20 protein-coding genes and 1 tRNA gene are annotated in these 22,099 nt (G+C 72.8%); 4 read left to right on the forward strand and 17 right to left on the reverse strand.

The window, feature by feature from the left end:
* From E2C05_RS13615 to E2C05_RS13670, 12 genes are all read right to left on the reverse strand, one after another.
* On the reverse strand, positions 1–576 hold a 576-nt coding region (locus E2C05_RS13615; RefSeq protein WP_133220190.1), incomplete at its 3' end, for a c-type cytochrome.
* A gap of 344 nt (positions 577–920) precedes the next feature.
* A complete protein-coding gene (gene pufC / locus E2C05_RS13620; RefSeq protein ID WP_133220191.1) occupies positions 921–1,997 on the reverse strand; it encodes a photosynthetic reaction center cytochrome PufC in 1,077 nt (358 codons plus the stop codon).
* The gene (pufM, locus tag E2C05_RS13625; RefSeq protein ID WP_133220192.1) at positions 1,994–2,977 is read right to left on the reverse strand and encodes a photosynthetic reaction center subunit M; all 984 of its coding nucleotides are present in this window, start codon (positions 2,975–2,977) and stop codon (positions 1,994–1,996) included. Before pufM ends, pufC begins: the two co-directional genes overlap by 4 nt.
* A gap of 19 nt (positions 2,978–2,996) precedes the next feature.
* Complete coding sequence (gene pufL, locus E2C05_RS13630; RefSeq protein ID WP_133220193.1) at positions 2,997–3,821, reverse strand: photosynthetic reaction center subunit L; 825 nt, start codon at positions 3,819–3,821, stop codon at positions 2,997–2,999.
* A 114-nt stretch (positions 3,822–3,935) separates the two neighbouring features.
* Positions 3,936–4,136 carry a light-harvesting antenna LH1, alpha subunit gene (pufA, locus tag E2C05_RS13635; RefSeq protein WP_240046729.1) on the reverse strand — a complete coding sequence of 67 codons (201 nt, stop codon included), beginning with the start codon at positions 4,134–4,136 and terminating at the stop codon, positions 3,936–3,938.
* A gap of 55 nt (positions 4,137–4,191) precedes the next feature.
* Positions 4,192–4,374 carry a M14 family metallopeptidase gene (locus tag E2C05_RS13640; RefSeq protein ID WP_133220194.1) on the reverse strand — a complete coding sequence of 61 codons (183 nt, stop codon included), beginning with the start codon at positions 4,372–4,374 and terminating at the stop codon, positions 4,192–4,194.
* Positions 4,375–4,501: 127 nt separating this feature from the next.
* Positions 4,502–5,950, reverse strand: coding sequence for a chlorophyllide a reductase subunit Z (bchZ, locus tag E2C05_RS13645; RefSeq protein ID WP_133220195.1), 1,449 nt, complete (start codon positions 5,948–5,950; stop codon positions 4,502–4,504).
* A gap of 4 nt (positions 5,951–5,954) precedes the next feature.
* Positions 5,955–7,454, reverse strand: coding sequence for a chlorophyllide a reductase subunit Y (bchY, locus tag E2C05_RS13650; protein WP_133220196.1), 1,500 nt, complete (start codon positions 7,452–7,454; stop codon positions 5,955–5,957).
* Positions 7,455–7,458: 4 nt separating this feature from the next.
* Positions 7,459–8,430, reverse strand: coding sequence for a chlorophyllide a reductase iron protein subunit X (locus tag E2C05_RS13655; RefSeq protein ID WP_200305680.1), 972 nt, complete (start codon positions 8,428–8,430; stop codon positions 7,459–7,461).
* Between the two features lie 44 nt (positions 8,431–8,474).
* Entirely contained in the window at positions 8,475–9,428 is a 954-nt protein-coding gene (gene bchC, locus E2C05_RS13660) for a chlorophyll synthesis pathway protein BchC (RefSeq protein ID WP_133220198.1), read from the reverse strand.
* Positions 9,429–9,507: 79 nt separating this feature from the next.
* Positions 9,508–10,659, reverse strand: coding sequence for a methyltransferase (locus E2C05_RS13665; RefSeq protein ID WP_133220199.1), 1,152 nt, complete (start codon positions 10,657–10,659; stop codon positions 9,508–9,510).
* 12 nt (positions 10,660–10,671) lie between these two features.
* A complete protein-coding gene (locus E2C05_RS13670) occupies positions 10,672–11,541 on the reverse strand; it encodes a polyprenyl synthetase family protein (RefSeq protein WP_133220200.1) in 870 nt (289 codons plus the stop codon).
* Positions 11,542–11,757: 216 nt separating this feature from the next.
* On the opposite strand from E2C05_RS13670, the gene E2C05_RS13675 reads away from it, so the two are divergent.
* The gene (locus E2C05_RS13675) at positions 11,758–12,591 is read left to right on the forward strand and encodes a DUF2189 domain-containing protein (RefSeq protein ID WP_133220201.1); all 834 of its coding nucleotides are present in this window, start codon (positions 11,758–11,760) and stop codon (positions 12,589–12,591) included.
* A gap of 201 nt (positions 12,592–12,792) precedes the next feature.
* On the opposite strand, the gene E2C05_RS13680 is transcribed toward E2C05_RS13675, so the two are convergent.
* Positions 12,793–15,084: an NADP-dependent malic enzyme gene (locus E2C05_RS13680; RefSeq protein ID WP_133220202.1), complete on the reverse strand. Its 2,292-nt coding sequence runs from the start codon at positions 15,082–15,084 to the stop codon at positions 12,793–12,795.
* 186 nt (positions 15,085–15,270) lie between these two features.
* Between E2C05_RS13680 and E2C05_RS13685 the strand changes: the two genes are divergently transcribed.
* Complete coding sequence (locus E2C05_RS13685; protein ID WP_133220203.1) at positions 15,271–16,560, forward strand: methyl-accepting chemotaxis protein; 1,290 nt, start codon at positions 15,271–15,273, stop codon at positions 16,558–16,560.
* Positions 16,561–17,080: 520 nt separating this feature from the next.
* On the opposite strand, the gene E2C05_RS13690 is transcribed toward E2C05_RS13685, so the two are convergent.
* Positions 17,081–19,132: a methyl-accepting chemotaxis protein gene (locus E2C05_RS13690; protein WP_205082818.1), complete on the reverse strand. Its 2,052-nt coding sequence runs from the start codon at positions 19,130–19,132 to the stop codon at positions 17,081–17,083.
* A gap of 247 nt (positions 19,133–19,379) precedes the next feature.
* Positions 19,380–19,465: transfer RNA gene (locus tag E2C05_RS13695), tRNA-Leu, on the reverse strand.
* 34 nt (positions 19,466–19,499) lie between these two features.
* Here E2C05_RS13695 and lipB point away from each other — a divergent pair.
* Together lipB and E2C05_RS13705 are read left to right on the forward strand one after the other, a co-directional pair.
* Positions 19,500–20,183 (forward strand): lipoyl(octanoyl) transferase LipB, encoded by a 684-nt coding sequence (gene lipB, locus E2C05_RS13700; protein WP_133220205.1) that lies wholly within the window; start codon positions 19,500–19,502, stop codon positions 20,181–20,183.
* 144 nt (positions 20,184–20,327) lie between these two features.
* Positions 20,328–21,386 carry a hypothetical protein gene (locus E2C05_RS13705; protein WP_133220206.1) on the forward strand — a complete coding sequence of 353 codons (1,059 nt, stop codon included), beginning with the start codon at positions 20,328–20,330 and terminating at the stop codon, positions 21,384–21,386.
* 104 nt (positions 21,387–21,490) lie between these two features.
* On the opposite strand, the gene E2C05_RS13710 is transcribed toward E2C05_RS13705, so the two are convergent.
* The gene (locus E2C05_RS13710) at positions 21,491–21,769 is read right to left on the reverse strand and encodes a hypothetical protein (protein ID WP_133220207.1); all 279 of its coding nucleotides are present in this window, start codon (positions 21,767–21,769) and stop codon (positions 21,491–21,493) included.
* Between the two features lie 41 nt (positions 21,770–21,810).
* The gene (locus E2C05_RS13715) at positions 21,811–22,035 is read right to left on the reverse strand and encodes a hypothetical protein (protein WP_133220208.1); all 225 of its coding nucleotides are present in this window, start codon (positions 22,033–22,035) and stop codon (positions 21,811–21,813) included.
* Positions 22,036–22,099: the final 64 nt, after the last annotated feature.

Here is a 22,099-nt window from a genome sequence, read left to right on the forward strand (position 1 = left end):
GGCCGCGGCCGGCTGGGCCGGCGCCTGGCCGGCCGGCGGCAAGGGCGCCGGGTTGGCGGCCAGGGTGCGCAGATAGGCGATCACGTCGGCGCGCTGCTGGGTGTTGGCCAAGCCCGGATAGGCCATCCGGGTGCCCGGGGCATAGGACGCCGGCTTGTACAGCCAGTGGTTCAGTTCCTCGTAGTTCCAGGGGCCGGGCTTGCCCTTCAGGACGGCCGAGTAGTTGAAGCCTTCGGCATGGCCATGCGGCGCGCCGACGATGCCGTAGAGGTTGGGGCCGACGCCGTTCCGCCCGCCCTCGTTCAGGCTGTGGCAGGCGGCGCATTGCCGCTGCACGATCGTCTTGCCGTTCTCGACATTCGCGTTGGCCAGCAGGCCGGAGACGGGCTCGATCGCCGGGGCCGCGGCGGCCGGGGCGGCGCCCGGGTTGTTGGCCGCCACGTCGCCAATCTTGATGGCGCTCTCATGCGGTGCCTCGCCATGCACCAGCAGCTTTCCCACTTGGCCGGCCAGCATGAAGGTGATGCCGGCCGTAAGGACCGCGGCGAAGGCCTTGTTCAGTTCAAGCGAGTTCATCGGCGATGGCGTCCCTAGAGGGCGGCGAGGCAGCCGGACCAGCCGCGCGCCGACCGGACGGCGCGGGGATGCTCCAGCAGGTTTGGTTCAGAACAGATTTACGCCTCCGGTCGTTTCCGTCCTCCGGCGATCTGCTCCTGGTGACGGTCGCGCCGCCCGCGCCCGGAAGGCACGAAGCGGCCCGCACGCGATATAGCCCAAGTGCCGGCCCCCGCAACCCGTCCGCCGCGCGGCGGGCGCCGGGCGGGCTTGAAACGGCAAGGGCCGGCCCCCAAGGCGGGGGCCGGCCCTTCCGGTCGGCCGCGGGCCCCGGTGTCCCGGGCCCCGCGGCGGCTGGCGTCGCCCTATTGCCGGATCGGCTCCGGGGCGTCGATCTTGGTCACCGCGTTCAGCTCCGGGTAGTCCCGCAGCATGGACTGGCCCAGCAGCGGCTTGTAGTTGCCCTGATGGCAGGTGCCGCAGTTGACCTTCAGCGGGTCGCCATGGATGCCGACGCGGGACTGCGCCGGGCCGGTCGGCGGGCCGTTGGGATTGGCCGCCCAGACCGGCTGCAGCGGGGTGATGAAGTTGTTGTTCACGTCCCGCACCATGCGGATGCCGTGCCAGGCATTGGTCCGCGTCGGCGGGCTTTCCTCCCACGAATACCAGGCGCGGGAGTTGTGGCAGTAGGTGCAGTTCACCCCGAGCGAGGTGGACATGTGCATCATCAGCCCATAGGTCCACTCGGCATCCTTGATGCCGGGCTTCACCGGCATGACCCGCGGCGCCGGGGTCTGCACCCGGATCAGCGATGCCTGCTCGAGATAGGGCGTGAAGGGGTCATTGGGCAGCGAGGCATAGCCGACGGTCGGCGCCGCCAGGTTCTGCCCGGCCTGCCCGGCCGCCAGGCCGGCAGCGCGCGGCGGCCGGTCGTTGTTGTACCAGGAATAGGCCGGCACCGGGTTGCCGCGGTGGCAGGTGTAGCAGGTGACGCCAGTCTCCTGCACATGGCTCTTCCACTCGGCGTTGATGCGCGCCGTCATCTGCAGCATCCGGCGCGCCACGACCTTCGTGTAGATCTCGTCCGACGCCATGTTGTTGGGGTTGTGGCAGTAGTTGCACCCCTGCTCGGGCGAGACCCACTGGGTCAGCGCCGCCATGGTCCGGGCGAACTGGGCGACCGTGATGTCCCCCAGCACCTGCACGTTCTGGTAGACCTGCCCGGCGCGCGGCCCGACGGCCGGCACCCGGGCGATCACCTCCGGCAGCTGGTTGGCGGCCAGCGTCGCGGCTTCGGTGCGCGGGTTGTAGACCTGCTCGATGCCGAGGCCCCGGTAGCCGGTCTGCACCGTGTCCACCGGCGGCCGTTCGAAGGTGAACAGCAGCGCGAAGCTGCCGAGCGCCGCCGCCACCGCGGCGGCGGCCTTGACTGCGTAGCTCATCGTGCACCTCCGGGCGCCAGGGTCAGCGGGTCGGGCAGCGCGTTCCAGGACTCCGGCGGATAGGACGGAGCGAAGGCGTGCTGCATGGCCCACTGGTGCCAGTTGTCCACCACGGTGCCGGTCAGCAGGATGCCGATGCCGCCGGTCAGCGGGCAGAGCACGGCGAACCACCAGGCCCAGCGATGGATGCTCTCGAAGCTGGCGTTGAAGCCCATGGTCCAGCGCCAGAACAGGCCGCCACGCTCGGCCGCCGTGCCGCGGTCCACCGCCAGCTCGATCTCACGTTCGCCGCCGAAGCGGCCGAGCGCGAGGATGGTCGCGCCGTGCATGGCGAACAGCAGCGTCGCGCCGTAGAGGAAGACGATGCTGAGCGCGTGGAACGGGTTGTAGAATAGGTTGCCGTAGCGGATCGACAGCGCCGCGGTCCAGTCGAGGTGCGGGAAGATGCCGAAGGGCACCGCCTCGGACCAGCTGCCCATCAGCAGCGGCCGGAAGAAGCCGCAGACGAAGTAGAGCCAGAGCGCGGCGGCGAAGGCCCAGGCGACATGCGTCCCCATCCCCAGCGCCCGGGCGCGGCGGTAGGTGCGCAGCCACCACAGCACGACGGAGACCGAGAGCAGGAAGCCGGCGATGATCCACCAGCCGCCCTCGTTCAGCGGCGGGAAGCGCAGGCCGTATTTCGGCGGCGGCGGCTCGAGCGCCAGCCAGAAGAGCTGCCGGACGAACTGCCGGATGTCCCAGTTCACGCTGTCGAGCATGACCAGGCCGATGATCTCGAAGGCGAGGAAGCCGGTGAAGATCGACAGCAGCCCGAGCCAGCCGAGATAGACCGGGCCGATCTGCGCATCGCCCAGCCGGCCCAGCAGGTGCCAGTGGCCGGGCGTGTACTTCCGCGGGTTGTCGCCCTTCGGCAGCGGCACGCCGGGATAAGCCGGCCCCACCACCTGGATGCGGGTGAAGATGTTCTGGTACTCAGCCATGGTTTCGTCCCTCCCCCGCTCAGCGCCAGATCGGCAGGTTGAGCCACCAGGTCCACCATTCCGGCCAGCCGCGGGTCCAGAAGGGACCGCTGATCACGATGCACACCGCGCTCCAGAACCCGGCGGACAGCGCGACGAACAGGCCGAGGCGGTGGATGCCCAGCGTGCCGATCGAGTAGCCGATGAAGTCGCGGAAGAAGGTGTTCTCGTGCTCGGACGTCTTGACCGTCTCGCCGCGCGGCGGGTTGAGCGCCGAGAGCACGAGCGCGCCGTGCAGCGACAGCGCCAGCACCGTGGTGAAGAAAAAGCTCACCGCGATCATGTGCGCCGGATTGTAGTGGAAGTGCAGGTACTGGTACCCGACGTTCGACACCCAATCGAGGTGCGAGAAGATGCCGTAGGGGAAGCCGTGCCCCCAGGCGCCCATCAGCACCGGCCGGATCACCACCAGGGTGATGTAGGCGAAGACCGCGAAGCTGTAGGCGACGGGGATGTGGTACCCCATGCCGAGCTTGCGGGAGATTTCCGCCTGCCGGAAGATCCAGGACACGAAGGCGCCGATGGCGCAGACCGTGATGGCCTGCCACAGCCCGCCTTCCCGGATCGGCGCCAGCCCGAGACCGTATTTCAGGTCCGGCGGCGCGATGTTAATCAGCCACGGGTTCCAGGTGCCACCGATCGCCGCGCCATAGAGGATCAGCGCGGTGCCGATCACGGTGAAGAACGCCGTGGTGATGCCGAAGAAACCGACCCAGAACGGCCCGATCCAGTAGTCGAAGAGGTCGCCCCCGACCAGGGTGCCGCCGCGGACCCGGTACTTCCGCTCAAAGCTCAGCATGGACATCGCAAGATCCCCTCATCCGCGCGGCGGCGCCGACGCCGTCGCAGGATGCCTCCGACAGGGGCTGGGGCGGGCCGCAGCCCGTCCCGCCCCCGTCGAGAAGCGGACGCCGGCGCGCTACCGCGCGGGCGGACGGGCCGCGACCGAGCCCGGCTGGGCGTTCACGGTCGGCGCGCACCAGCCGAGGTGGTCGCAGTAGCGCGGCGAGCTCAGGACGGCGAAGTGGATGACCGCCGCGATGGCGACGACGCCGATCGCCGCGAGCACCAGGGACCGACGTGGATCGAACAGCATCCACATCTTGTGCATATTCAGCATGATTCTCTCCCCATGCATGCGGCCGGCGGGCAGCCCGCGGGCTGCCCACGGCCAGTCAGAAGAAGCGCCAGTCCGGCGGCACTGCCTGGCCGCCGTAGACGAGCGGGCGCCACAGCCAGACGAGGATGTGCGCACCCATCGACGCGAAGACGGAGAAAGCCCAACCCTTGATCAGCAGGTTGTGGACTTCCCGCGCCTCGTCCTCCGTCAAACCGGAGGGTCCCCTGGTATCGGCCATCATGCGGCCTCCAACCTGGCCTTTCGGCCGTTACCGCGCATATCCCGCGCGGCAGGGATCGGCGCAGCGGCAACCGCCGCGCGCGATGGGGTCGGCCCTTGGGCCTTGGGGTGGCGGCCGGGCGCGCTCATGCGGGCACTCCGGCGGCAAGCTCGGCCAGCATGCGCTCCACGCGCGCGGCGGTGACCTGCGGCTCCTGCGCCGCGCGCGCCTCCTGCTCGGCGCGCTCGCGCAGCCGCTTGGCGGCGGAGATGCGCAGCAGGAAGGGCTCGCTCTCCAGGTGCCGCTCCAGCAGCGCCTGCGCCGCGGGCTCCCAGCGCTCGGCCGGCCGGGCCGGCGTCGGCTCGACGCGGTCCATGTCGGTGCCGAGCGGCAGGATGTGGAACAGCGCGTCGAACAGCGCGTTGCAGTATTCCTGCAGCAGGTAGGTCGCGCCGGCATAGCCCATGAAGGGCGTGCCGGTGGCGCGGCGCACGATGGCGCCGGGGAAGCTGGCCGGGATGTAGGTGCAGCGCGCCCGCACCTCGGCGGCGTACATCCGCTCGTTGTACGACCCGTAGAGCACCAGCGGCGGGGTCTTCCGCATCGCCTCCCGCACCGCGGCGTTGTCCGGCTTCATCCCCGGCCGCCGGGCGAAGGAGAAGGCGCAGGGAATGCCCATCTCCTCCTCGAGGAAGCGGCGCATGCCGCGCACATAGGTCTCGGTCGCCACGACCGCGAAGCTGGCGGTGGGGAAGAAGTCCTGGGTGACGCTGCGCCAGAGATCCCAGACCGGCTTGATGGTCGTGTGCTTCTCGCGCTCGATGAAGGGCTCGGGGTCGAGGCCGGTCAGCTCGCCGAGCTTGCGGAGGAAATTCGTGGTGGCGAAGACCCCGAAGGGCGCGTGCAGGTAGGGCCGGTCCAGCTCCTCGCACAGCTTCCGCCCGAACTCCCGGTACAGGCAGATGTTGACGTCGGCATTCGGCAGCTTCGCCACGTCGTCGATATGCGAGCCGAGCGGGAAGACCAGGTTGATCTCGCAGCCGATGCCCTCGACCAGCCGCCGCACCTCGGCCAGGTCGGACGGCATGTTGAAGGTGCCGTAGATCGGGCCGATGATGTTGACCCGCGGCGCCTCGCCGTCCTTCCGAACCCGGGGCTTCGGCTTGCCGCGCTTGGCGCCGAATTCGGACCAGAGCCAGTTGATGGCGCGGTCGGCGGCCTGCCACTGGTCCTCGTCGATGGTTCGCGGGATGAAGCGCAGCAGGTTGCTGCCTTCCGGCGTCACGCCGCCGCCGATCATCTCGGCGATGGAGCCGGTGACGACCACCGCCGGCAGATCCGGGTCCTGCGTCGCCGCGGCGCGCTTCATCAGGGATTCGGTGCCGCTCTGCGACAGCGCATCCTCGTCGATGCCGGTGACCACCACCGGCAGCTCATGCGGCGGCAGCGCGTCGGTGTAGTGCAGCACCGCCGTGACCGGCAGGTTCTCGCAGCCCACCGGCCCGTCGATGACGACGCGCAGGCCGCGCACCGCGGCGAAGGCATAGACGGCACCCCAGTAGCCGCCGGCGCGATCGTGGTCGAGGACGAGCATCGCGTTACGTCCCCACCGCTTCTTCGGCCTTGGCCTTCGCCGCGCGCAGCTTGCGCTGCCGCTCGCGGAAGCCCGGCGGGTCCACCGGCTTGCCGGTGAAGCCGTAGCCGGCGCCGTCCTTCGTCCCGACGCCCTCGAAGAAGCTCACCATGCGGCCGAAGCGCTCCCGCCCCCGGGTCTGCGCCGCGACGATCGCCGCCATGCTGGCGGCGCCGGCCGGGCCGAAGAGCGGCCGGGCCGAGACCATGTTGGTGAAGTAGAGCGACGGGATGCCCAGCTCCTTCCCGCGCTGCACCAGCGGCGTGGTGCCGATGGCGAGGTCGGGCCGCACCTGCTCCATCGCCGCGACGTCCTGTTCCAGGCTGGCGCGGTACTGCACGTGGCAGCCATGCGCCTCCAGCCAGGCGCGGTCGGGCTCCGACCATTCGGTGCGCGGGCAGGCGGTGCCGGCATAGGGCACCTCCGCCCCGGCCTCGATCAGCAGCCGCGCCACCAGCAGCTCCGACCCCTCGTAGCCGGAGACGGTGACGCGCGCCGCGATCGGGCTGGCCGCCAGCGCGCCCTGGATGGCTGGGAGGGCACGCGACCGGGCGAGATCGATGCGCGCGGCCGGGAGGTTGGCAGCGCGCCCGATCGCCTCGAGCCAGGCCGACGTGCCCTCCACGCCCACGGGGCCGGAGGGGACGATGGGTCGTCCGGCCGCGCGGAACTCGCGGATGCTGGCGGTGTAGAAGGGATGCACCGCGGCGGCCGCGACGCAGTCGAGCGCGGCATAGAGGTCGCGCCATTCGCGCGACGGGGTCTGGGGCGCGACCGACAGGCCCATCGGCTGCAGCAGCGCGGCGATGCCCATGGGGTCCGCCGGGAACAGCTCGCCGATCAGGGCGATGGTCGGCTCGCCTTCCACCAGGTTCTTCGGCCGCGCCACCGGGCCCGCCTCGGCCTCCTGCCGCGCGTAGCGCAGCATGGCGCCGGCGAGGACGTCCTTCGCCTCGGCATGCGTGGGCACGCCGAAGCCCGGCACGTCGATGCCGATGATGCGCACGCCGTCGATCTGCTTCGGCAGCAGGTCCAGCGGCACGCCGGAGGCGGTCGGGACGCAGAGGTTGATGACGACGACCGCGTCGTAGTCCTCGGGCCTCGCCGTCTCCCGCACCGCGTCGCGGATGTCCTCGAACAGCTTGCCGGTGACCAGCGTCTCGGAGTTGAAGGGCACGTACCCCACGCTCCGCCGGGCGCCGTAGAAATGGCTGGTGAAGGTCAGGCCGTAGACGCAGCAGGCGCTGCCCGAGAGGATGGTCGCCGTCCGCTTCATCCGCAGCCCGACGCGGAGCGAGCCGAAGGCCGGGCACATGCTCTGCGGCTGGTCGTGCGGGCCGCGCGGATAGTCCGCCATCAGCCTTGCCATGACCTCGGTCTTGCCGGCGGCCTGGGCGGCGGCCAGCATCGTCTCCCGGCCGCCATGGCAGCCGCTGCTTTCGGCGAGGGTCGGGAGCCCGTCCATGCCCTCAGCTCCCCTCGTAGACGACTTCGAGGGTCGGCTTCACCAGCAGCTCCGCCGCGCACATGTCCTCCATGCTCGCGGGCTGCAGCACCACGTTGCGGCCCACCGTCTCGCCCTTGAACAGGCCGAGCAGCCCGTCCTGGGTCAGCGGGGTCGGGCGCAGCGGCGGCGCCTCGGCCACCTGCTCGCCCAGCGCCTCGAACAGCGACGCCCATTCGCCGCCCGGCTTGCCGATGATCTCGTAGTTGGCCGACTTGCGGCGGATGTCCTCATGCGCCGGGATGGAGGCGAGCACCGGGATGCCGGTCGCCGCAGCGAAGGCCGCCGCCTCCCCCGTGCCGTCGTCCTTGTTCACCACCATGCCGGCGACGCCGACATTGCCGCCGAGCTTGCGGAAATACTCCACCGCCGAGCAGACATTGTTGGCGACGTAGAGGCTCTGCAGGTCGTTGGAGCCGACGACGATGACCTTCTGGCACATGTCGCGGGCGATCGGCAGGCCGAAGCCGCCGCAGACCACGTCGCCCAGGAAGTCGAGCAGGACGTAGTCGAAGTCCCACTGGTGGAAGCCCAGCTTCTCCAGCAGCTCGAAGCCGTGGATGATGCCGCGCCCGCCGCAGCCGCGGCCGACCTCCGGCCCGCCCAGCTCCATGGCGAAGACGCCGTCGCGCTTGAAGCAGACATCGCCGATCTGCACCGGCTCGCCCGCCGCCTTCTTGCGGCTGCTGGTCTCGATGATGGTCGGGCAGGACTTGCCGCCGAACAGCAGGCTCGTCGTGTCGCTCTTCGGGTCGCAGCCGATGAGCAGCACGCGCTTGCCCTGCTGCGCCATCATGTAGCTGAGGTTGGCGAGCGTGAAGGACTTGCCGATGCCGCCCTTGCCGTAGATGGCGATGACCTGCGCCTGCTTGCGCACCGGGCCGCTATGCACCGGGTCCGGCCCGATCGCCGCCTCGGCGCGCAGCGCATCGGTCATGCTCGCCTTTGGGGGATCGGACGGGGTCCTGCCAACGGACGCGTTCATGCGCTCTCCCTCCAATCCAGGACCATTTTCAGACAGGCACTATCGGTGAAGGCGGTGCGGTAGGCATCCGGCGCATGCGCCACATGCCTGGTGTGGGTGATCAGCCCGTCCAGCGAGAGCCGGCCATCGGCCAGCAGCGCCAGCACGGCGTCGAGGTCCTGCGTCTTCCACTCCGCCGCGATGCGGATCCGCGCCTCCCGCATGAAGGCGGGCGGGAAGCTGAAGCTCAGCGGCTCGGCGTAGAAGCCGGCCAGCACCACCTCGCCGCGCGGCGCCAGGCGGGCGATCAGCGCATCCAGCAGCGTCGGGTCGCCGGAGACATCGGCGATGCAGCGATAGTCGCGGCGGTCATCCGCCGCCGGGTCCAGCACCGGGTAGCCCTCGGCGCCGGCATGCCGGCCGGCATTCGTCTCCCACACCATCGGCGCCGGGGCGCCGGCGGCGAGGGCGAGGCGCGCCAGCAGCCGCCCGAGGACGCCATGGCCGACGATCAGGTCCGGCTGCGGCACGCCGCGCGGGAAGGCGTGGTAGGCGGTGGCCGCGAGCGCCAGCAGCACGCCCTGCTCGCCCAGGTCTTCCCAGATCGGCACCACCTTGGCGCCGGGGACGACGAGGCGGGAGGCGGCGCCGCCGAACAGGCCGCGCACCGGCTCCCCCTTCAGCGTGCCGAAGCAGCGGGCGCCGGGAACGAAGACCCGCTCCCCCACCCGCCGTCCGGTCGTCGCGCCGGCCCGGGTCACGCGGCCCACCGACTCGTAGCCGGGCACCAGCGGGTAGCCCATGCCGGGGAAGCTCGGCATCCGGCCGGACCAGAGCAGGCGCTCGGTGCCGGTGCTGATGCCGCTCCATTCCACGTCGACGACCACATCCTCCTCGCCGGGGGGCGTGAGGGAGAGCCTTTCCAGGCCCAGCTCCTCCGGCGCCCGCAGCAGGACGGCAATGGTGTCCATGCCTTGGACTCCCCACGAACCTCTTGCTGTCAGGATAGAATGACGCATCAAAGTGTCAAGCTTGTTTGACATGTGTCGGTCAGGCCGCGCGGGCGGTCATGACGCGCGCCAGCAGCGGCGTGCGGGTGGGCAGCAGCGCGGGATCGGCGAAGCCGGCCTGGCGGATCAGCGCCGCCAGCTCCTCCGGCCGCCGCGGCCGGCCGGTGCCCATGGCAAGGAGGTAGAAGCCGAAATAGGCCTCGGTGATCGGCTCGGCGCCGGCGGTGCCGGACATCGGCTCGGCCACCAGCAGCGTGCCGCCCGGCGGCAGGGCGCTGCGCGCGGCGCGCAGGATCGCCAGCGCCCGCGCATCGTCATGGTCGTGGACGATGCGGACCAGGGAGACGATGTCGGCGCCGTCCGGGAAGGGCCCGCGGGTGAAGTCGCCGCCGCAGGCCTGGGCGCGGTCGCCGAGTCCCGCCGCCGCGAATCGCGCCCGCGCCCGTTCGGCGACGGCGGGCAGGTCGAACAGGCGAAGCTGCAGCGACGCATGCCGCGCCCCCACGGCCCGCAGGAAGCTGCCATCGCCGCCGCCGAGGTCGAGCAGGCAGCGGTGCCGGGAGAAGTCGTAGGCCGCCAGCACCTCCGCCGCGATGAAGGGCTGGGATGCGGCCATCAGCGCCGTGTAGTCGGCGACATGCTCGTCCGGCAGCGAATCCGGCCGTTCGGTGCCGGCATAGGGCCAGTAGCCGGAAAGCCCGTTGCCGCCGCGGTCGCGCCGCAGCAGCGCCACCGGATCCGCCAGGTCGCGATAGACCAGCGCATGGTGCTCGACCATCGCGGTCACGCCCGGGTTGTCCACCATTGCGGCGCCCAGCTCGCCCAGGCCCCAGCGGCCGCCGCGGCGGCGCGTCACCAGGCGCAGCGACTCGGCGGCGTTCAGCAGGGTGGTCGCGGCCTCGGGCGAAAGCCCCATGCGGGCCGCCAGCCGGTCGTGCGGCTGCGGCCCGTCGCGCAGCATGTCGAACACCTGCAGCCGGACGCAGGCGAGCAGGGTCTGGGTGTAGACGAAGCCGGCGCAGAGATCGAACAGCGCCCGCACCCGCCGCCGGGCGAAGGGCCGGGTCAGCGGGAAGCGGGTGGCGAAGGCGCGGAACCGCGCGCTCGCCAGCAGCCGGTCATAGGTATCGCGGAGGCGCTCCGGCAGGCCCGGGCGCGACCCCGGGGGTGCCATCGCAAGCTGGCCCGACATGAATCCCCCGTGTCAGGCGGCGCTGACGGCAAGCTTGCGTGGCAGCAGCCGCCGCGTCTCCGACAGGATGACGGAGCGCAGCGCCTCGGCGCCCAGGCAGGGCGGGATCGAGGCGACCGCCTCGGCCGCCAGATCCTCCAGCCGGGCGATGGCGCCCGACAGGCCGAATTGCAGCACCGCGCTGGGCCGGGCATGCGCCGCGTCCTGGCCCGCGGGCTTGCCCATCTCGGCCTCGTCCTCCACGGCGTCGCGCAGGTCGTCCGCCACCTGGTAGGCCTCGCCCAGCCGGTCGCCCAGCAGCCGCCAGGTCTCGGCATCCGCGCCGGCGGCGGCGGCGCCCGCGGCGGTGGCGGCGGCGAACAGGCTGCCGGTCTTCTCCCGCTGGTATTCCGCCAGGTCGCAGCGCGGCTCGCTCTCCCACCCCTGCCCCGCGACGATGCCGCGCGGCACGCCGACCGAATCGCCGATGGTCAGCAGCAGCGGGCCGAGGCGGGCGGGCGCGGCCGGCGCGGCGCGGGCCAGGATCTGGAAGGACAGGACGATCAGCGCATCGCCGGCCAGCACCGCCAGCGGCTCCCCATGGGCGCGGTGCACGCTGGGCCGGCCGCGGCGGGTCGCGGCATCGTCGAAGCAGGGCAGGTCGTCATGCACCAGGGACGCGCAGTGCAGCAGTTCGATGGCCGCCGCCGCCGCCTCGGACAGCGCCGGGGCGTCGTCGCCGCAGGCGCCGGCAACCGCCAGGCAGAGCCGCGGCCGCACCCGCGCCCCCTTCGGGAAGACCGCATGCTGCATCGCCCGTGCCAGGCTGGGTGGGCAGCCGGGCCCCTGGGCCAGCGCGACGGCATTGGCGAGGGTCCGTTCGATCCGGCTGACGGCGTCCATGGAGAGCCTCCCCGGCCCGAGCCACTGTCGGGTCCGATTGTCAGCCTAGACTGTCAATTAGGATGGACATTGGCGTCAATCGGAAATCACGCCTCCCGGTTTCGTGACGCCGCCTCGCCTGCCTCCGCCCCCAGATGATTCGGGTCGTGGCTCGAGTGGCGGCTCCCGCCCCCCAAAGGCCGGCGCCTTCCCGCTCGGGTCCCGCAGGATCGCGGCATGGCCGCGCATGGCGCGGCCGATAAGAGGGAGGGTTTCGTCTTGGCCGATGTCTGGACCACAAGCCGCCTGGCGGCCGATGCAGCGCGACCCGGGATCCGCCGGATCGCGCCGTCCGAGCTGCGCGCGGTGCTGCGGGCGGGCTGGGAGGATTTCCGCGGCTGCCCGACCCAGCTCGTCTTCCTCTGCGTCCTCTATCCCATCGTGGGGCTGGTGGCGGCCCGCGCCTTCTCGGGCGGGGAGATGCTGCCGCTGCTCTGGCCGCTGATCGCCGGGCTCAGCCTGGTCGGGCCCGTCGCGGCGGTCGGGCTGTACGAGATCAGCCGGCGGCGGGAGGCGGGGGAGAAGGTCTCCTGGCTCACCGCCTTCCAGGTGCTGCGGCATCCGAACCTGCCGCAGATCGCCATGCTCGGCATCATGCTCATGGCCATCTTCGTCGCCTGGATCGCGGTGGCGAAGGGCATCTACATGATGACCATGGGCCACCTGCCGGCGCCGCAGGCGGGCGGGCTGTGGCAGGAGACCTTCGGCACCGCCGCCGGCTGGCGGCTGCTGCTGATCGGCAACGCGGTCGGCTTCGTCTTCGCCCTGGGCGTGCTGATGCTGACGGTGATCAGCGTGCCGATGCTGATCGACCGGCCGGTGGGAATCGGGACCGCGATCCAGACCTCGATCCGCGCCTGCCTGGAGAATCCGCGCGCCATGGCCGCCTGGGGCGTGATCGTCGCGGCGGCGCTGCTGGTGGGCAGCCTGCCGGCCTTCATCGGCCTGGCGGTGGCCATGCCGGTGCTGGGTCACGCGACCTGGCATCTCTACAAGCGCGTGGTGGCCTGAACCACCGGGGGGCCGCCGCCCGCCGCCCAAGCCCGGGATGGCAGGCGTCCCGACCGGGCAGGCCCGGTGCCGGCGCGGCGCGGGGGCGCCCGTTGCGCGCCGGCCGGGCCGCGTCACTCAGCCCTGCGACCGGGGCCATGGCGCCCGCGGCGCGCCGCGGGGTGCCGCCGGGCGCGGCGGCGCATCCGCGTCAGGGCGGCGTCACGCCTCTGCGGCGGTGGCGGCCAGCGCATTCGCCTGATGGACGGCCACCGCGGTCAGGTTGACGATGCCGCGCGCCGTCACGCTCGGCACCAGCACATGCAGCGGCTTGCGCATGCCGAGCAGGATGGGGCCGACCTGCAGCCCGTCGGCCGCCGCCTTCAGCAGGTTGAAGCTGATATTGGCGCTGTCGAGATTGGGGAAGGCCAGCAGGTTCGCCGTGTCGGTCAGCGTGCTGTCCGGCACCGCCCGGGCGCGGATGGCCGGCACCAGCGCGGCGTCGGCATGCATCTCGCCATCCACCTCCAGCCCCGGCGCCTTCTGCCGCAGCAGGGCCAGCGCGGCGCGCATGGTGCGCGCGGTGGGCGCGTTGGACCCGCCGAAGGACGAATGCGACAGCAGCGCGACCTTCGGCGTCAGGCCGAAGGCCTCCACCTGCTCGGCCGCCAGCAGCGTCATCTCGGCGATCTGCTCGGCCGTGGGCTCGACCAGCAGATGCGTGTCCACGAAGAACAGCGTGCCGGTCGGGATGATGACGGCCGACAGGGCATAGACGCGGGAGACGGCGTCGGACTTGCCGATGACGTCATACGCATAATGCCATTGCCGCATCCAGTTGCCGCTGCCGCCGACCAGCGCCGCGTCCACATGCCCGGATTCCAGGAGCAGCGCGGCGGCGACCGTGGCGCGGGTCGTCACCCGCCGCGCGGCGGCCTCGGGCGGGGCGCCGCGGCGGCCGACGCGCAGCTGGTACATGCGCGTCAGCGGCTCGAACAGCGCGGTGTCGGCCAGGGGATCGAGGATCTCGACCGATTCGGAGAAATCCATGCGCAGGCCCATGGCCTTGGCGCGCGCCTCGATCACCTCCCGCCGGCCGAGCAGCACCGGCTCGGCGATGCCCTCGTCCAGCACGGTCTGCACCGCCCGCAGCGTGCGCTCGTCCTCGCCCTCCGAATAGACCACGCGGCGTGGCGCCTTGCGGTCGGCCTCGAAGAGCGGCCGCATGAGGTAGCCGGAGCGGAAGACGAAGCGCTCCAGCTCCCGCCGGTAATGCGCGAAATCGGCGATCGGCCTGCGGGCGACGCCGCTTTCCATCGCCGCCCGGGCGACGGCCGGCGCGATCTCCAGGATCAGCCGCGGGTCGAAGGGCTTGGGGATGATGTAGTCCGCGCCGAAGACCGGCGCATGGCCGCCATAGGCGGCCGCCACGACCTCGGACGCCTCCACCCGCGCCAGGGCGGCGATGGCGTCGGCGGCGGCGACCTTCATCGCCTCGTTGATCGCGGTGGCGCCGACATCGAGGGCGCCGCGGAAGATGAAGGGGAAGCAGAGGACGTTGTTGACCTGGTTCGGGTAGTCGGACCGGCCGGTGGCGACGATGGCATCGGGGCGGACGGCGCGCACCGCTTCCGGCAGGATCTCCGGCTCGGGGTTCGCCAGCGCCATGATCAGCGGCCTCGGGCCCAGCTTCGGCAGCCATTCCGCCTTCAGCACCCGCGGCGCCGACAGGCCGAGGAAGATGTCGGCGCCGTCCAGCACCTCCTCCAGGCTGCGGGCATCGGTGCGGCGGGCATAGCGCGCCTTGTAGGGGTCCATCCCCTCCGGCCGGCCCTCATACACCACGCCATGGATGTCGCAGACCGTCACGTTCTCCCGCTTCAGGCCCATCTCGACCAGCAGGTCGAGGCAGGCGAGCGCGGCGGCGCCGCCGCCGGTGTTCACCAGCTTCACGTCCTCGATCCGCTTGCCCTGCAGCAGCAGGCCGTTGCGGATGGCGGCGGCGACGATGATGGCGGTGCCGTGCTGGTCGTCGTGGAAGACCGGGATCCGCATGCGCTCGCGCAGCACCCGCTCCACCTCGAAGCATTCGGGGGCCTTGATGTCCTCGAGGTTGATGGCGCCGAAGCTCGGCTCCAGCGCGGCGACGACCTCGATCAGCTTCTGCGGGTCGCGCTCCTCCACCTCGATGTCGATCGAATCGATCCCGGCGAATTTCTTGAAGAGGACGGCCTTGCCTTCCATCACCGGCTTGGAGGCGAGCGCGCCGATGGCGCCGAGGCCGAGCACGGCGGTGCCGTTGGAGATGACGGCCACCATGTTGCCGCGGGCGGTGTAGTCCCAGGCGGCGTCGGGGTTGGCGGCGATCTCCTCGCAGGCGGCGGCGACGCCGGGGCTGTAGGCGAGGCCGAGGTCGCGCTGCGTCGCCATGCGCTTGGTCGGCTCGACGCTGAGTTTCCCGGGGCGCGGCAGACGGTGGTAGTCCAGTGCCGCCTTGCGGAAATCCTCGTCCATGCCCCGCCCCCGTATCGAGTGGCCGACAATGCGGCGGCGGGCGCGGGGCCGCAACCGTCGGAACGCCCCGGGACCGGCCTTCCCCTCCCCAACCCCTCGGCTTTCATCAAGCCCTAAGCCCCTTGTGCCAGGATCCGCGCGCGCAGCCGGCACCGGGCCGCTGCGCGGCGCGGGGAATTGTCCAGCATGAACGTCTTCAGGAGCGCGCGGGCCGCCGCCCTGCGGGAGCAGGCGGAATGGCTGGAGGTGCTGTCGGGCTATGCCGGGATCGGGCTGTGGGATGCCATCCTGCATGAGGGCGACCCGATGCACCCGCAGGCGCGCTGGACCTGGTCCGCCGATTTCCGGCGTCTGCTGGGCTTCACGGCCGAGGCCGAGTTCCCGAATGTCGTCCAGTCCTGGTCCGACCGCCTGCATCCGGAGGACAAGGACAAGACCTTCGCCGCCTTCGGCGCCGCGCTGGCCAGCGGCAGCCGCTACGACACCACCTACCGGCTGAAGGTGCGGGACGGCAGCTACCGCTGGTTTCGTGCGACCGGGGGGGTCATCCTGGACGGGAACCGGCGGCCGCGCCGTGCCTGCGGGTCCCTGGTGGACATCCACGATGCGAAGATGGCCGAAGCCGCCCGCCGGCAGGACCTGGAGGCGATGGCCCGCCGGTTCGAGCAGGAGATCGCCGGCCTAGTCGCCAGCCTGGGCAGCGCGGCCGAGGAAATGGCGTCCGATGCCGAAAAGCTGAACGCCTCCGCCGGCGCGACGATCGGGGAGGCCGGGCGGGTCTTCGACGCCGCCGGCCAGGCCGCGCAGAACGTCCAGAGCGTGGCGGCGGCGACCGAGCAGGTCACCGCCTCGATCCGCGAGATCAGCGCGCAGGTCGAACGCTCGACCCGCGCCACCGCCACCGCCACCGGCCAGGCCGGCGAGGCGACGGGGGTGGTCCGCACCCTGGTCGCCGATGTGCAGAAGATCGGCGACGTGGTGAAGCTGATCAGCGACATCGCCGGCCAGACCAACCTGCTGGCGCTGAACGCGACGATCGAGGCGGCCCGCGCCGGCGAGGCCGGCAAGGGATTCGCCGTGGTGGCGAGCGAGGTGAAGGCGCTGGCCGCGCAGACCGGCAAGGCGACCGAGGAGATCACCAGCCGCATCGACGCGGTGCAGGGCGCGACCACCCAGGTGGCCGGCGCGATCGAGGCGGTGGCACGCACCATCGAGCAGCTGAACGAGGTGGCGGGCGCCATCGCCGCCGCGGTCGAGCAACAGGGCGCGACCACGGCCGAGATCGCCCGCAGCATCCAGCAGGCGGCGGCCGGGACGGAAGGGATCGCCGGCGGCATCGGCGGCGTGCGCAGCACGGCCGAGGCGACGCATGGCGCGACCACCCGGATCACCGGCCAGGCCGGCGGGGTGCATGACCGCGTGGGTGAGTTGCGGCGGACGCTGGACAATCTGGTCCGGCAGATCCGCGCGGCCTGACCAGGGCCCGCCGGGTCCCCCGCCCGGCCCAACAGCCCAGCCCTGCCGCGCCTTCCGTGGCTGGCGGCTCCGGCTGCGACGGATGCCGGCAGGCGGCGATCCTTGCCGTGCCTGGGCGCATCGCGGGCAGGCGTGCAGCGCAGCCGGCGTGGCAGCGCCGCGGCACCACCGCGCCGGGGCGGCGCGGCGCTCCATCCCGGCCGACAGCCTCCGTCGCGCGGATCGCGGCAGGGCATCCCGGCCCGGATGGGTCGACCTGGCCGGGAAGGCCGCCGGGACCGCGTGCGCCGGTCCCGGGATCAGCCGCCGCCGTTACCGAAAGGGGCGGCGGGTGCGGGGCGGTTGCAGGGCGGAGCGGCGCCCGCGCGACCCCCCGGGGGCGACGAACCGCCGGTGACGAACCGGGGGCGACGCACCGGGGGCAAGGGACCAGCGGCCGCACGGCCGGGCCTGGTCCGCCGCGCCTCCCCGTCCCTGGCGGCGCTTGCGGCGGGCGGCGCGTCGACCGCCCGCCGCGCCCTCAGGCGGCCCGGATGCCGGCCAGGAAGCCGTCCACCCGCACCCGCAGCGCATCGCCCTGCTGGGTGACCGCGGCGGCGGCGCGCTGCACGCCGGCGGCGGTGCCGCGCGTCGCCGCGGCCGCGTCGCTGACCTCGGCGATGTTGTTCGACACCTCGGTCGTGCCGACCGCCGCTTCCTGCACGTTGCGGGCGATCTCGCGCATCGCCGCGCCCTGCTCCTCCACCGCCGCGGCGATGCTGGAGGAGACGTCGTTCACCTGGCCGATGGTGGCGGCGATGCCGCCGATGGCCGTGGCGGCCTGGCCCGCCGCATCCTGCATGCTGCGGATCTGCGCGCCGATCTCCTCGGTCGCCTTGGCGGTCTGGGCGGCCAGCGCCTTCACCTCCCCGGCGACGACGGCGAAGCCCTTGCCCGCCTCCCCGGCCCGCGCCGCCTCGATGGTGGCATTGAGCGCGAGCAGGTTGGTCTGCGCCGCGATGTCGCTGATCAGCCGTACCACGTCGCCGATGCGCATCGCCGCCTCGGACAGGCCGCGGACCATGTCGTCCGTCCGCTCGGCATCCCGGGCGGCCTCGGCGGCGATGCCCGCGCCCTCCGCCACCCGGCGGGTGATCTCGGCGACCGAGGCGGTCATTTGCTCGGTCGCGCTGGCGACGGAATGGACATTGGCGGCCGCCTGGTCGGCGGCGCTGGCCACCATGCCGGAACGCTGGGTGGTCCGCTCGGCGCTGCCGCCCATCTCCTCCGCCGCGCTGCGCAGGTCGGCCGCCGCGGTGCCGAGCGCCGCCAACGCCTCGCCCACCGCGCCCTCGAAGCCGGCGATCTCGGCGGCCACCTGGCGGGCCCGGGCATCCTTGCGGCGCTGCTCCTCCTCCCCCAGGCCGGACAGCCGCGCCGCCTCGGCCGCCGTGGCCCGCAGGGTGCCCAGCGCCCGCGCCATGCGGCCGATCTCGTCCTGCCGGCCGGCGAAGGGCACGGCGGTCGCCAGCTCCCCCTGGGCGATCCGGTCGACCGAGTCGGTAAGCTGCAGGATGGGCGCGACGACGCGCCGGGCCAGCAGCCAGGCGAGGCCGATGGTCGCCAGCCCGGCCGCCAGCATGCCGCCGAGGGCCAGCAGCAGGTGCCGCCGCGCCGCCGCCGCATCCGCCGCCGCGCCGGCCTGGGCTTCCGCCAGCGCCGCGTCGCGCACCAGCAGCAGCACCTGCATGGACGGCGTGGCGAAGGCGGTGAACTCGGCGACCGTCATCGGATAGGCGGCGCCGGTGCGCCCGGCGGCGTACATCGCATCCAGCCGCGGGGCGGCATCCTCGAAGTAACGGCGCTTCACCTCGGCCACCGCGGCGGCGACGCGCGGCGGGTTGCCGAGCAGGGCGACCATGCCCGAGACCCGCTCCCACACCGTCTCGAGCGCGCCCTTGCCCGCCGCCGACATCTCCAGGTCCTGGGCGGAGACCGGCCGCCCGGCATTCACCGCGGCGCTGACCGGCAGCAGGCGGCGGCTCGCCGCCTCCCGCATGTCCCAGGTCATCCGCGCCAGCAGCAGCATCGGCTCCAGCCGCGGCGCCCCCTGGGCGATGGCGGCGTGGCTGTCGTCGAGCGCGGCGGACACCGCGGCCAGCATCAGGCCGTAATCGGCGAAGACCGTCTGCTGCAGCCCGGCCGGCCGCTCCGCCCCCGGGCGGCGGACCGCGCCGAGCAGGCGGCCCCGCAGGGCGGCGAGGCGGGGCTGGATGCCCTCCACCAGCCCAGCATGCCGCGCCAGCGGCCCGCTGGCCTCGGCTGCCAGGGTCCGGGCGGCCTGGTCCAGCGCCGCGTCGGTCGCGCCCAGCACGGCGCGCAGGCGGGCCTCCACCTGATCGTCGATCGGGGCGGGGACGCCGGCGCGGACGAAGAGGTTGCCGCGCTCGATGACCAGGGTCTCGGTCAGGCGGAGCAGCGCGGCCGAGGCGGCGGTGAGCCGCTCCGCGCTCTCGGCCGCGGCGCGGCGCTGCCACTGGTCGAGCGCCAGGCTGCCGGTGAGGCCCAGCACGATGACGCCGACGGTGGCCATGGCCGCGGTAAAGAGTGTCCTGATCCGCATCGCGCGCGTGTCTTTCCCGAACCGTAGGTCGGAAATCGATATCGCAGGCACCTGTCCAGGGAGTGAACCTGGCGGCTGCGCGGCCGGGCGCGGGGCGTCAGGGGTGGTGGGACGTGGGTGGCAGGGCGCCGATTTGGAGCGCCGCCTGGGCGCCGGGGACCGGGCCATGGGGCCCGACCGGGCCGCGCGGCAGCCCCGGCCGGGGTCCGCGCGACGATGGTGCGGTCGAGAAGAGTCGAACTTCCACGGGGTTTCCCCCACCAGCACCTCAAGCTGGCGCGTCTACCATTCCGCCACGACCGCAGACCGGGTAGAGGCGGGCCTATAGAGCATGGCCATGGCGGGGGCAACATTGGGCGAGGCGGTGGTGGTGCCGGGGCGGCCGGAATTCCGCGTCTCCGACGGGCTGACCCCCTACCCGGAGGCGCTGGCCGCCATGGAGGCGCGCGTCGCCGCCATCCGCGCCGGCACGGCGGAGGAGCTGGTCTGGCTGGTCGAGCACCCGCCGACCTATACCGCCGGCACCTCGGCCGGCGCGGCGGACCTGCTGGACCCGCGCTTCCCGGTCTTCCAGGCCGGGCGCGGCGGGCAATGGACCTATCACGGGCCGGGCCAGCGCACCGCCTACGTGATGCTGGACCTGGCGCGGCGTGGCCGCGATGTCCGCGCCTATGTCCAGGCGCTGGAGGAGTGGGTGATCCGGGCGCTGGACCGCTTCAACGTGAAGGGCGAGCGGCGGGATGGGCGGGTCGGCATCTGGGTGGCCGACCGGGCGCGCGGGACGGAGGACAAGATCGGCGCCATCGGCGTGCGCGTCACGCGCTGGGTGACCTGGCACGGCATCGCCCTGAACGTCGACCCGGACCTGTCGCATTTCGGCGGCATCGTCCCCTGCGGGCTGAGCCAGTATGGCGTGACCAGCCTGCACCGCCTCGGCATCCCGGCGACGATGGAGGAGGCGGATGCGGCGCTGATGGCAGCCTGGGGGGAGGCGTTCGGGTCGCAGAGCGGCATGGCGTGACCCCGCCCCGGCGACAGCGGGCCGCGGCGCCGCGGCACCCGGCTCCGCGCGCGCACCGCCGCTGCGGCGCCCGCCCGGCTTGACGCCCCTCTTTCCTGCACCGCAAGGTTGCCGTCGCGCAGAGCACCCGGGTGGTCCGATCCGATGGCCGGTTCCGAGGATGGACGATCCGGCGCCGCGCCACCGACCGCCGCCCCGCCCTCCGCCGACGACCTCCGCGCGCTGGAAGCCGACAAGCTGCGCGAGGAGATCGCCAGGCTGCGGCAGGAACGCGGCTTCTGGACCCGCAAGGCGCCGGTCGTCCTCTCCCTCGCCGCCGGCATCTTCTCGGTCAGCCAGGGCATGCTGGCGATCACCGGCGGCGCGTCCGAGCGCCGCGCCAGCGCCCGCGAGCAGGACCGGAAATGCCTGGAGACGGGGCTGGAGACGGCGAAATTCGCCCTCGACCGCGTCGCGGAATTCGGCCGCACCGATGCGGCGCGGCAGGTCTCCGTCATCAACACGGTGCTCGCCACCTTCCCGGCCGAGGCGGCGCTGAACATCCTCCGCGCGTTCGAGCAGTCGGCCTCCATCCCGGCGGTCACCGGCATCCTGCGCGACGCCCAGGAGAGGCTGCGGAGCGAGATCGCGCAGAACGCGCGGAGCGGCGTGGTGGAGGGCGCGCTGACCGCGCTCAACGCCCTGCTCTTCAGCCCCGACCATGGCTGCATCGGCGAACGCCGGCCCTATGCGGCGATCGACCACGCCAGCACCCCGCCGCCCGGGGTGCCGGACCGCCCGACACCGCGGCCCGAGCCGGCGGCGCCGGGTCCCGCGACGCCGGGTCCCGCTATACCCGGGCCGGCCAGCCCGGCACCGACCGTGGCCGAGGCGCTGACCGTGTTCTACCAGGTCACCCGCGACCGCGACCGCGACCTCGCGACGGCGCTGGGACAGGCCGTCGCGCAGGAGGGCGCGGGCTTCCCGAAGGCCGGGGTCGAGCTGATCCGCGGCATCCGCGACCTCCCGGCCACCCAGGTCCGCTACTACTTCGCCGACCAGGCGGAACGTGCGCGCAGCCTGGCCGAGGCGTTGCGCGGCGCAGCCGCCAGGGCGCAGGTGCCGCTGCAGGCGCAGGTGCAGTTCATCGGGGATCGCTTCCCCAACCTGCCGCGCGGCCGGATCGAGGTCTGGTTCCAGCCGCTGGATCCGGCGCCGCGATAGAGCGGATCGCGGCGCATGCGCGCGCCCTGGGAACCCGTGGCTGCCGCGGTGCGGCGTTCCAGGTCGGATGCGGGCCGCGGCCGGCGGCGACTGCAGGACCCGACTCAGCCGCTGGCGGCGTCGTTCTCGGTGGCCTTGAGCCCGGGGGCGCCGCTGTCGCCGGCGACGGCGCCGGGCGGCGTCGCGGCGGCGCCGGGCGGCGGCCGGTCGCCATCCGCCTGCACCTCCCAGCCCTCGTCCTGCAACTCGGCCAGCAGCGCCTCGTGCATGTCGGTGCCGTGCTCGGCCACCACATGGCCGGCGGCGCCCAGCAGCACCGTGCCGGCATCATCGGTGCGCATCAGGCGGCGCTCGCCCGCCCGTTCCAGCTTCGTTTCCCGCATCCGGGCGCAACGCGGGCGGGTGGGACGGGTTCGCGGGGCGGTCACAGCAGCAGCAGCTTCAGGAACAGCACCGCATGCGCCGCCGCCTTGACCAGCTTGCGCCAGCAGGGCCGGCGGGCGCGGAGGGCGGCGACCACCTCCTCCAGGTCCAGGCCGGCGAGCAGCAGGTAGGCCGCCGGCGCCGCGACGGCCAGCAGCGCCAGGCCGAGCACCGCGGCACCGAGCCAGGGATCGGCAGGCAGGTGCAGATGGGTGAGGATGGACATGGTCGGCATTCCCTTTCCGGTTGACCGACCCGCGATTCACCAGACACTGGCCGAAATGCCCCGG

The sequence above is a fragment of the Paracraurococcus ruber genome (assembly GCF_004353985.1).
GTDB classification, from domain to species: Bacteria; Pseudomonadota; Alphaproteobacteria; order Acetobacterales; family Acetobacteraceae; genus Paracraurococcus; species Paracraurococcus ruber.

Coding starts and splice junctions, on each gene's coding strand:
- pufL (WP_133220193.1), bottom strand. CDS start 3,821: ATGTCCATGCTGAGCTTTGAGCGGAAGTACCGGGTCCGCGGCGGCACC.
- E2C05_RS13640 (WP_133220194.1), bottom strand. CDS start 4,374: ATGGCCGATACCAGGGGACCCTCCGGTTTGACGGAGGACGAGGCGCGG.
- E2C05_RS13710 (WP_133220207.1), bottom strand. CDS start 21,769: ATGCGGGAAACGAAGCTGGAACGGGCGGGCGAGCGCCGCCTGATGCGC.
- pufC (WP_133220191.1), bottom strand. CDS start 1,997: ATGAGCTACGCAGTCAAGGCCGCCGCCGCGGTGGCGGCGGCGCTCGGC.
- E2C05_RS13685 (WP_133220203.1), top strand. CDS start 15,271: ATGAACGTCTTCAGGAGCGCGCGGGCCGCCGCCCTGCGGGAGCAGGCG.
- bchZ (WP_133220195.1), bottom strand. CDS start 5,950: ATGCTCGTCCTCGACCACGATCGCGCCGGCGGCTACTGGGGTGCCGTC.
- bchC (WP_133220198.1), bottom strand. CDS start 9,428: ATGGACACCATTGCCGTCCTGCTGCGGGCGCCGGAGGAGCTGGGCCTG.
- E2C05_RS13715 (WP_133220208.1), bottom strand. CDS start 22,035: ATGTCCATCCTCACCCATCTGCACCTGCCTGCCGATCCCTGGCTCGGT.
- E2C05_RS13655 (WP_200305680.1), bottom strand. CDS start 8,430: ATGACCGATGCGCTGCGCGCCGAGGCGGCGATCGGGCCGGACCCGGTG.
- bchY (WP_133220196.1), bottom strand. CDS start 7,454: ATGGACGGGCTCCCGACCCTCGCCGAAAGCAGCGGCTGCCATGGCGGC.
- E2C05_RS13705 (WP_133220206.1), top strand. CDS start 20,328: ATGGCCGGTTCCGAGGATGGACGATCCGGCGCCGCGCCACCGACCGCC.
- lipB (WP_133220205.1), top strand. CDS start 19,500: ATGGCGGGGGCAACATTGGGCGAGGCGGTGGTGGTGCCGGGGCGGCCG.
- E2C05_RS13675 (WP_133220201.1), top strand. CDS start 11,758: ATGGCCGCGCATGGCGCGGCCGATAAGAGGGAGGGTTTCGTCTTGGCC.
- pufM (WP_133220192.1), bottom strand. CDS start 2,977: ATGGCTGAGTACCAGAACATCTTCACCCGCATCCAGGTGGTGGGGCCG.
- E2C05_RS13670 (WP_133220200.1), bottom strand. CDS start 11,541: ATGGACGCCGTCAGCCGGATCGAACGGACCCTCGCCAATGCCGTCGCG.
- E2C05_RS13680 (WP_133220202.1), bottom strand. CDS start 15,084: ATGGACGAGGATTTCCGCAAGGCGGCACTGGACTACCACCGTCTGCCG.
- pufA (WP_240046729.1), bottom strand. CDS start 4,136: ATGCTGAATATGCACAAGATGTGGATGCTGTTCGATCCACGTCGGTCC.
- E2C05_RS13690 (WP_205082818.1), bottom strand. CDS start 19,132: ATGGCCACCGTCGGCGTCATCGTGCTGGGCCTCACCGGCAGCCTGGCG.
- E2C05_RS13665 (WP_133220199.1), bottom strand. CDS start 10,659: ATGTCGGGCCAGCTTGCGATGGCACCCCCGGGGTCGCGCCCGGGCCTG.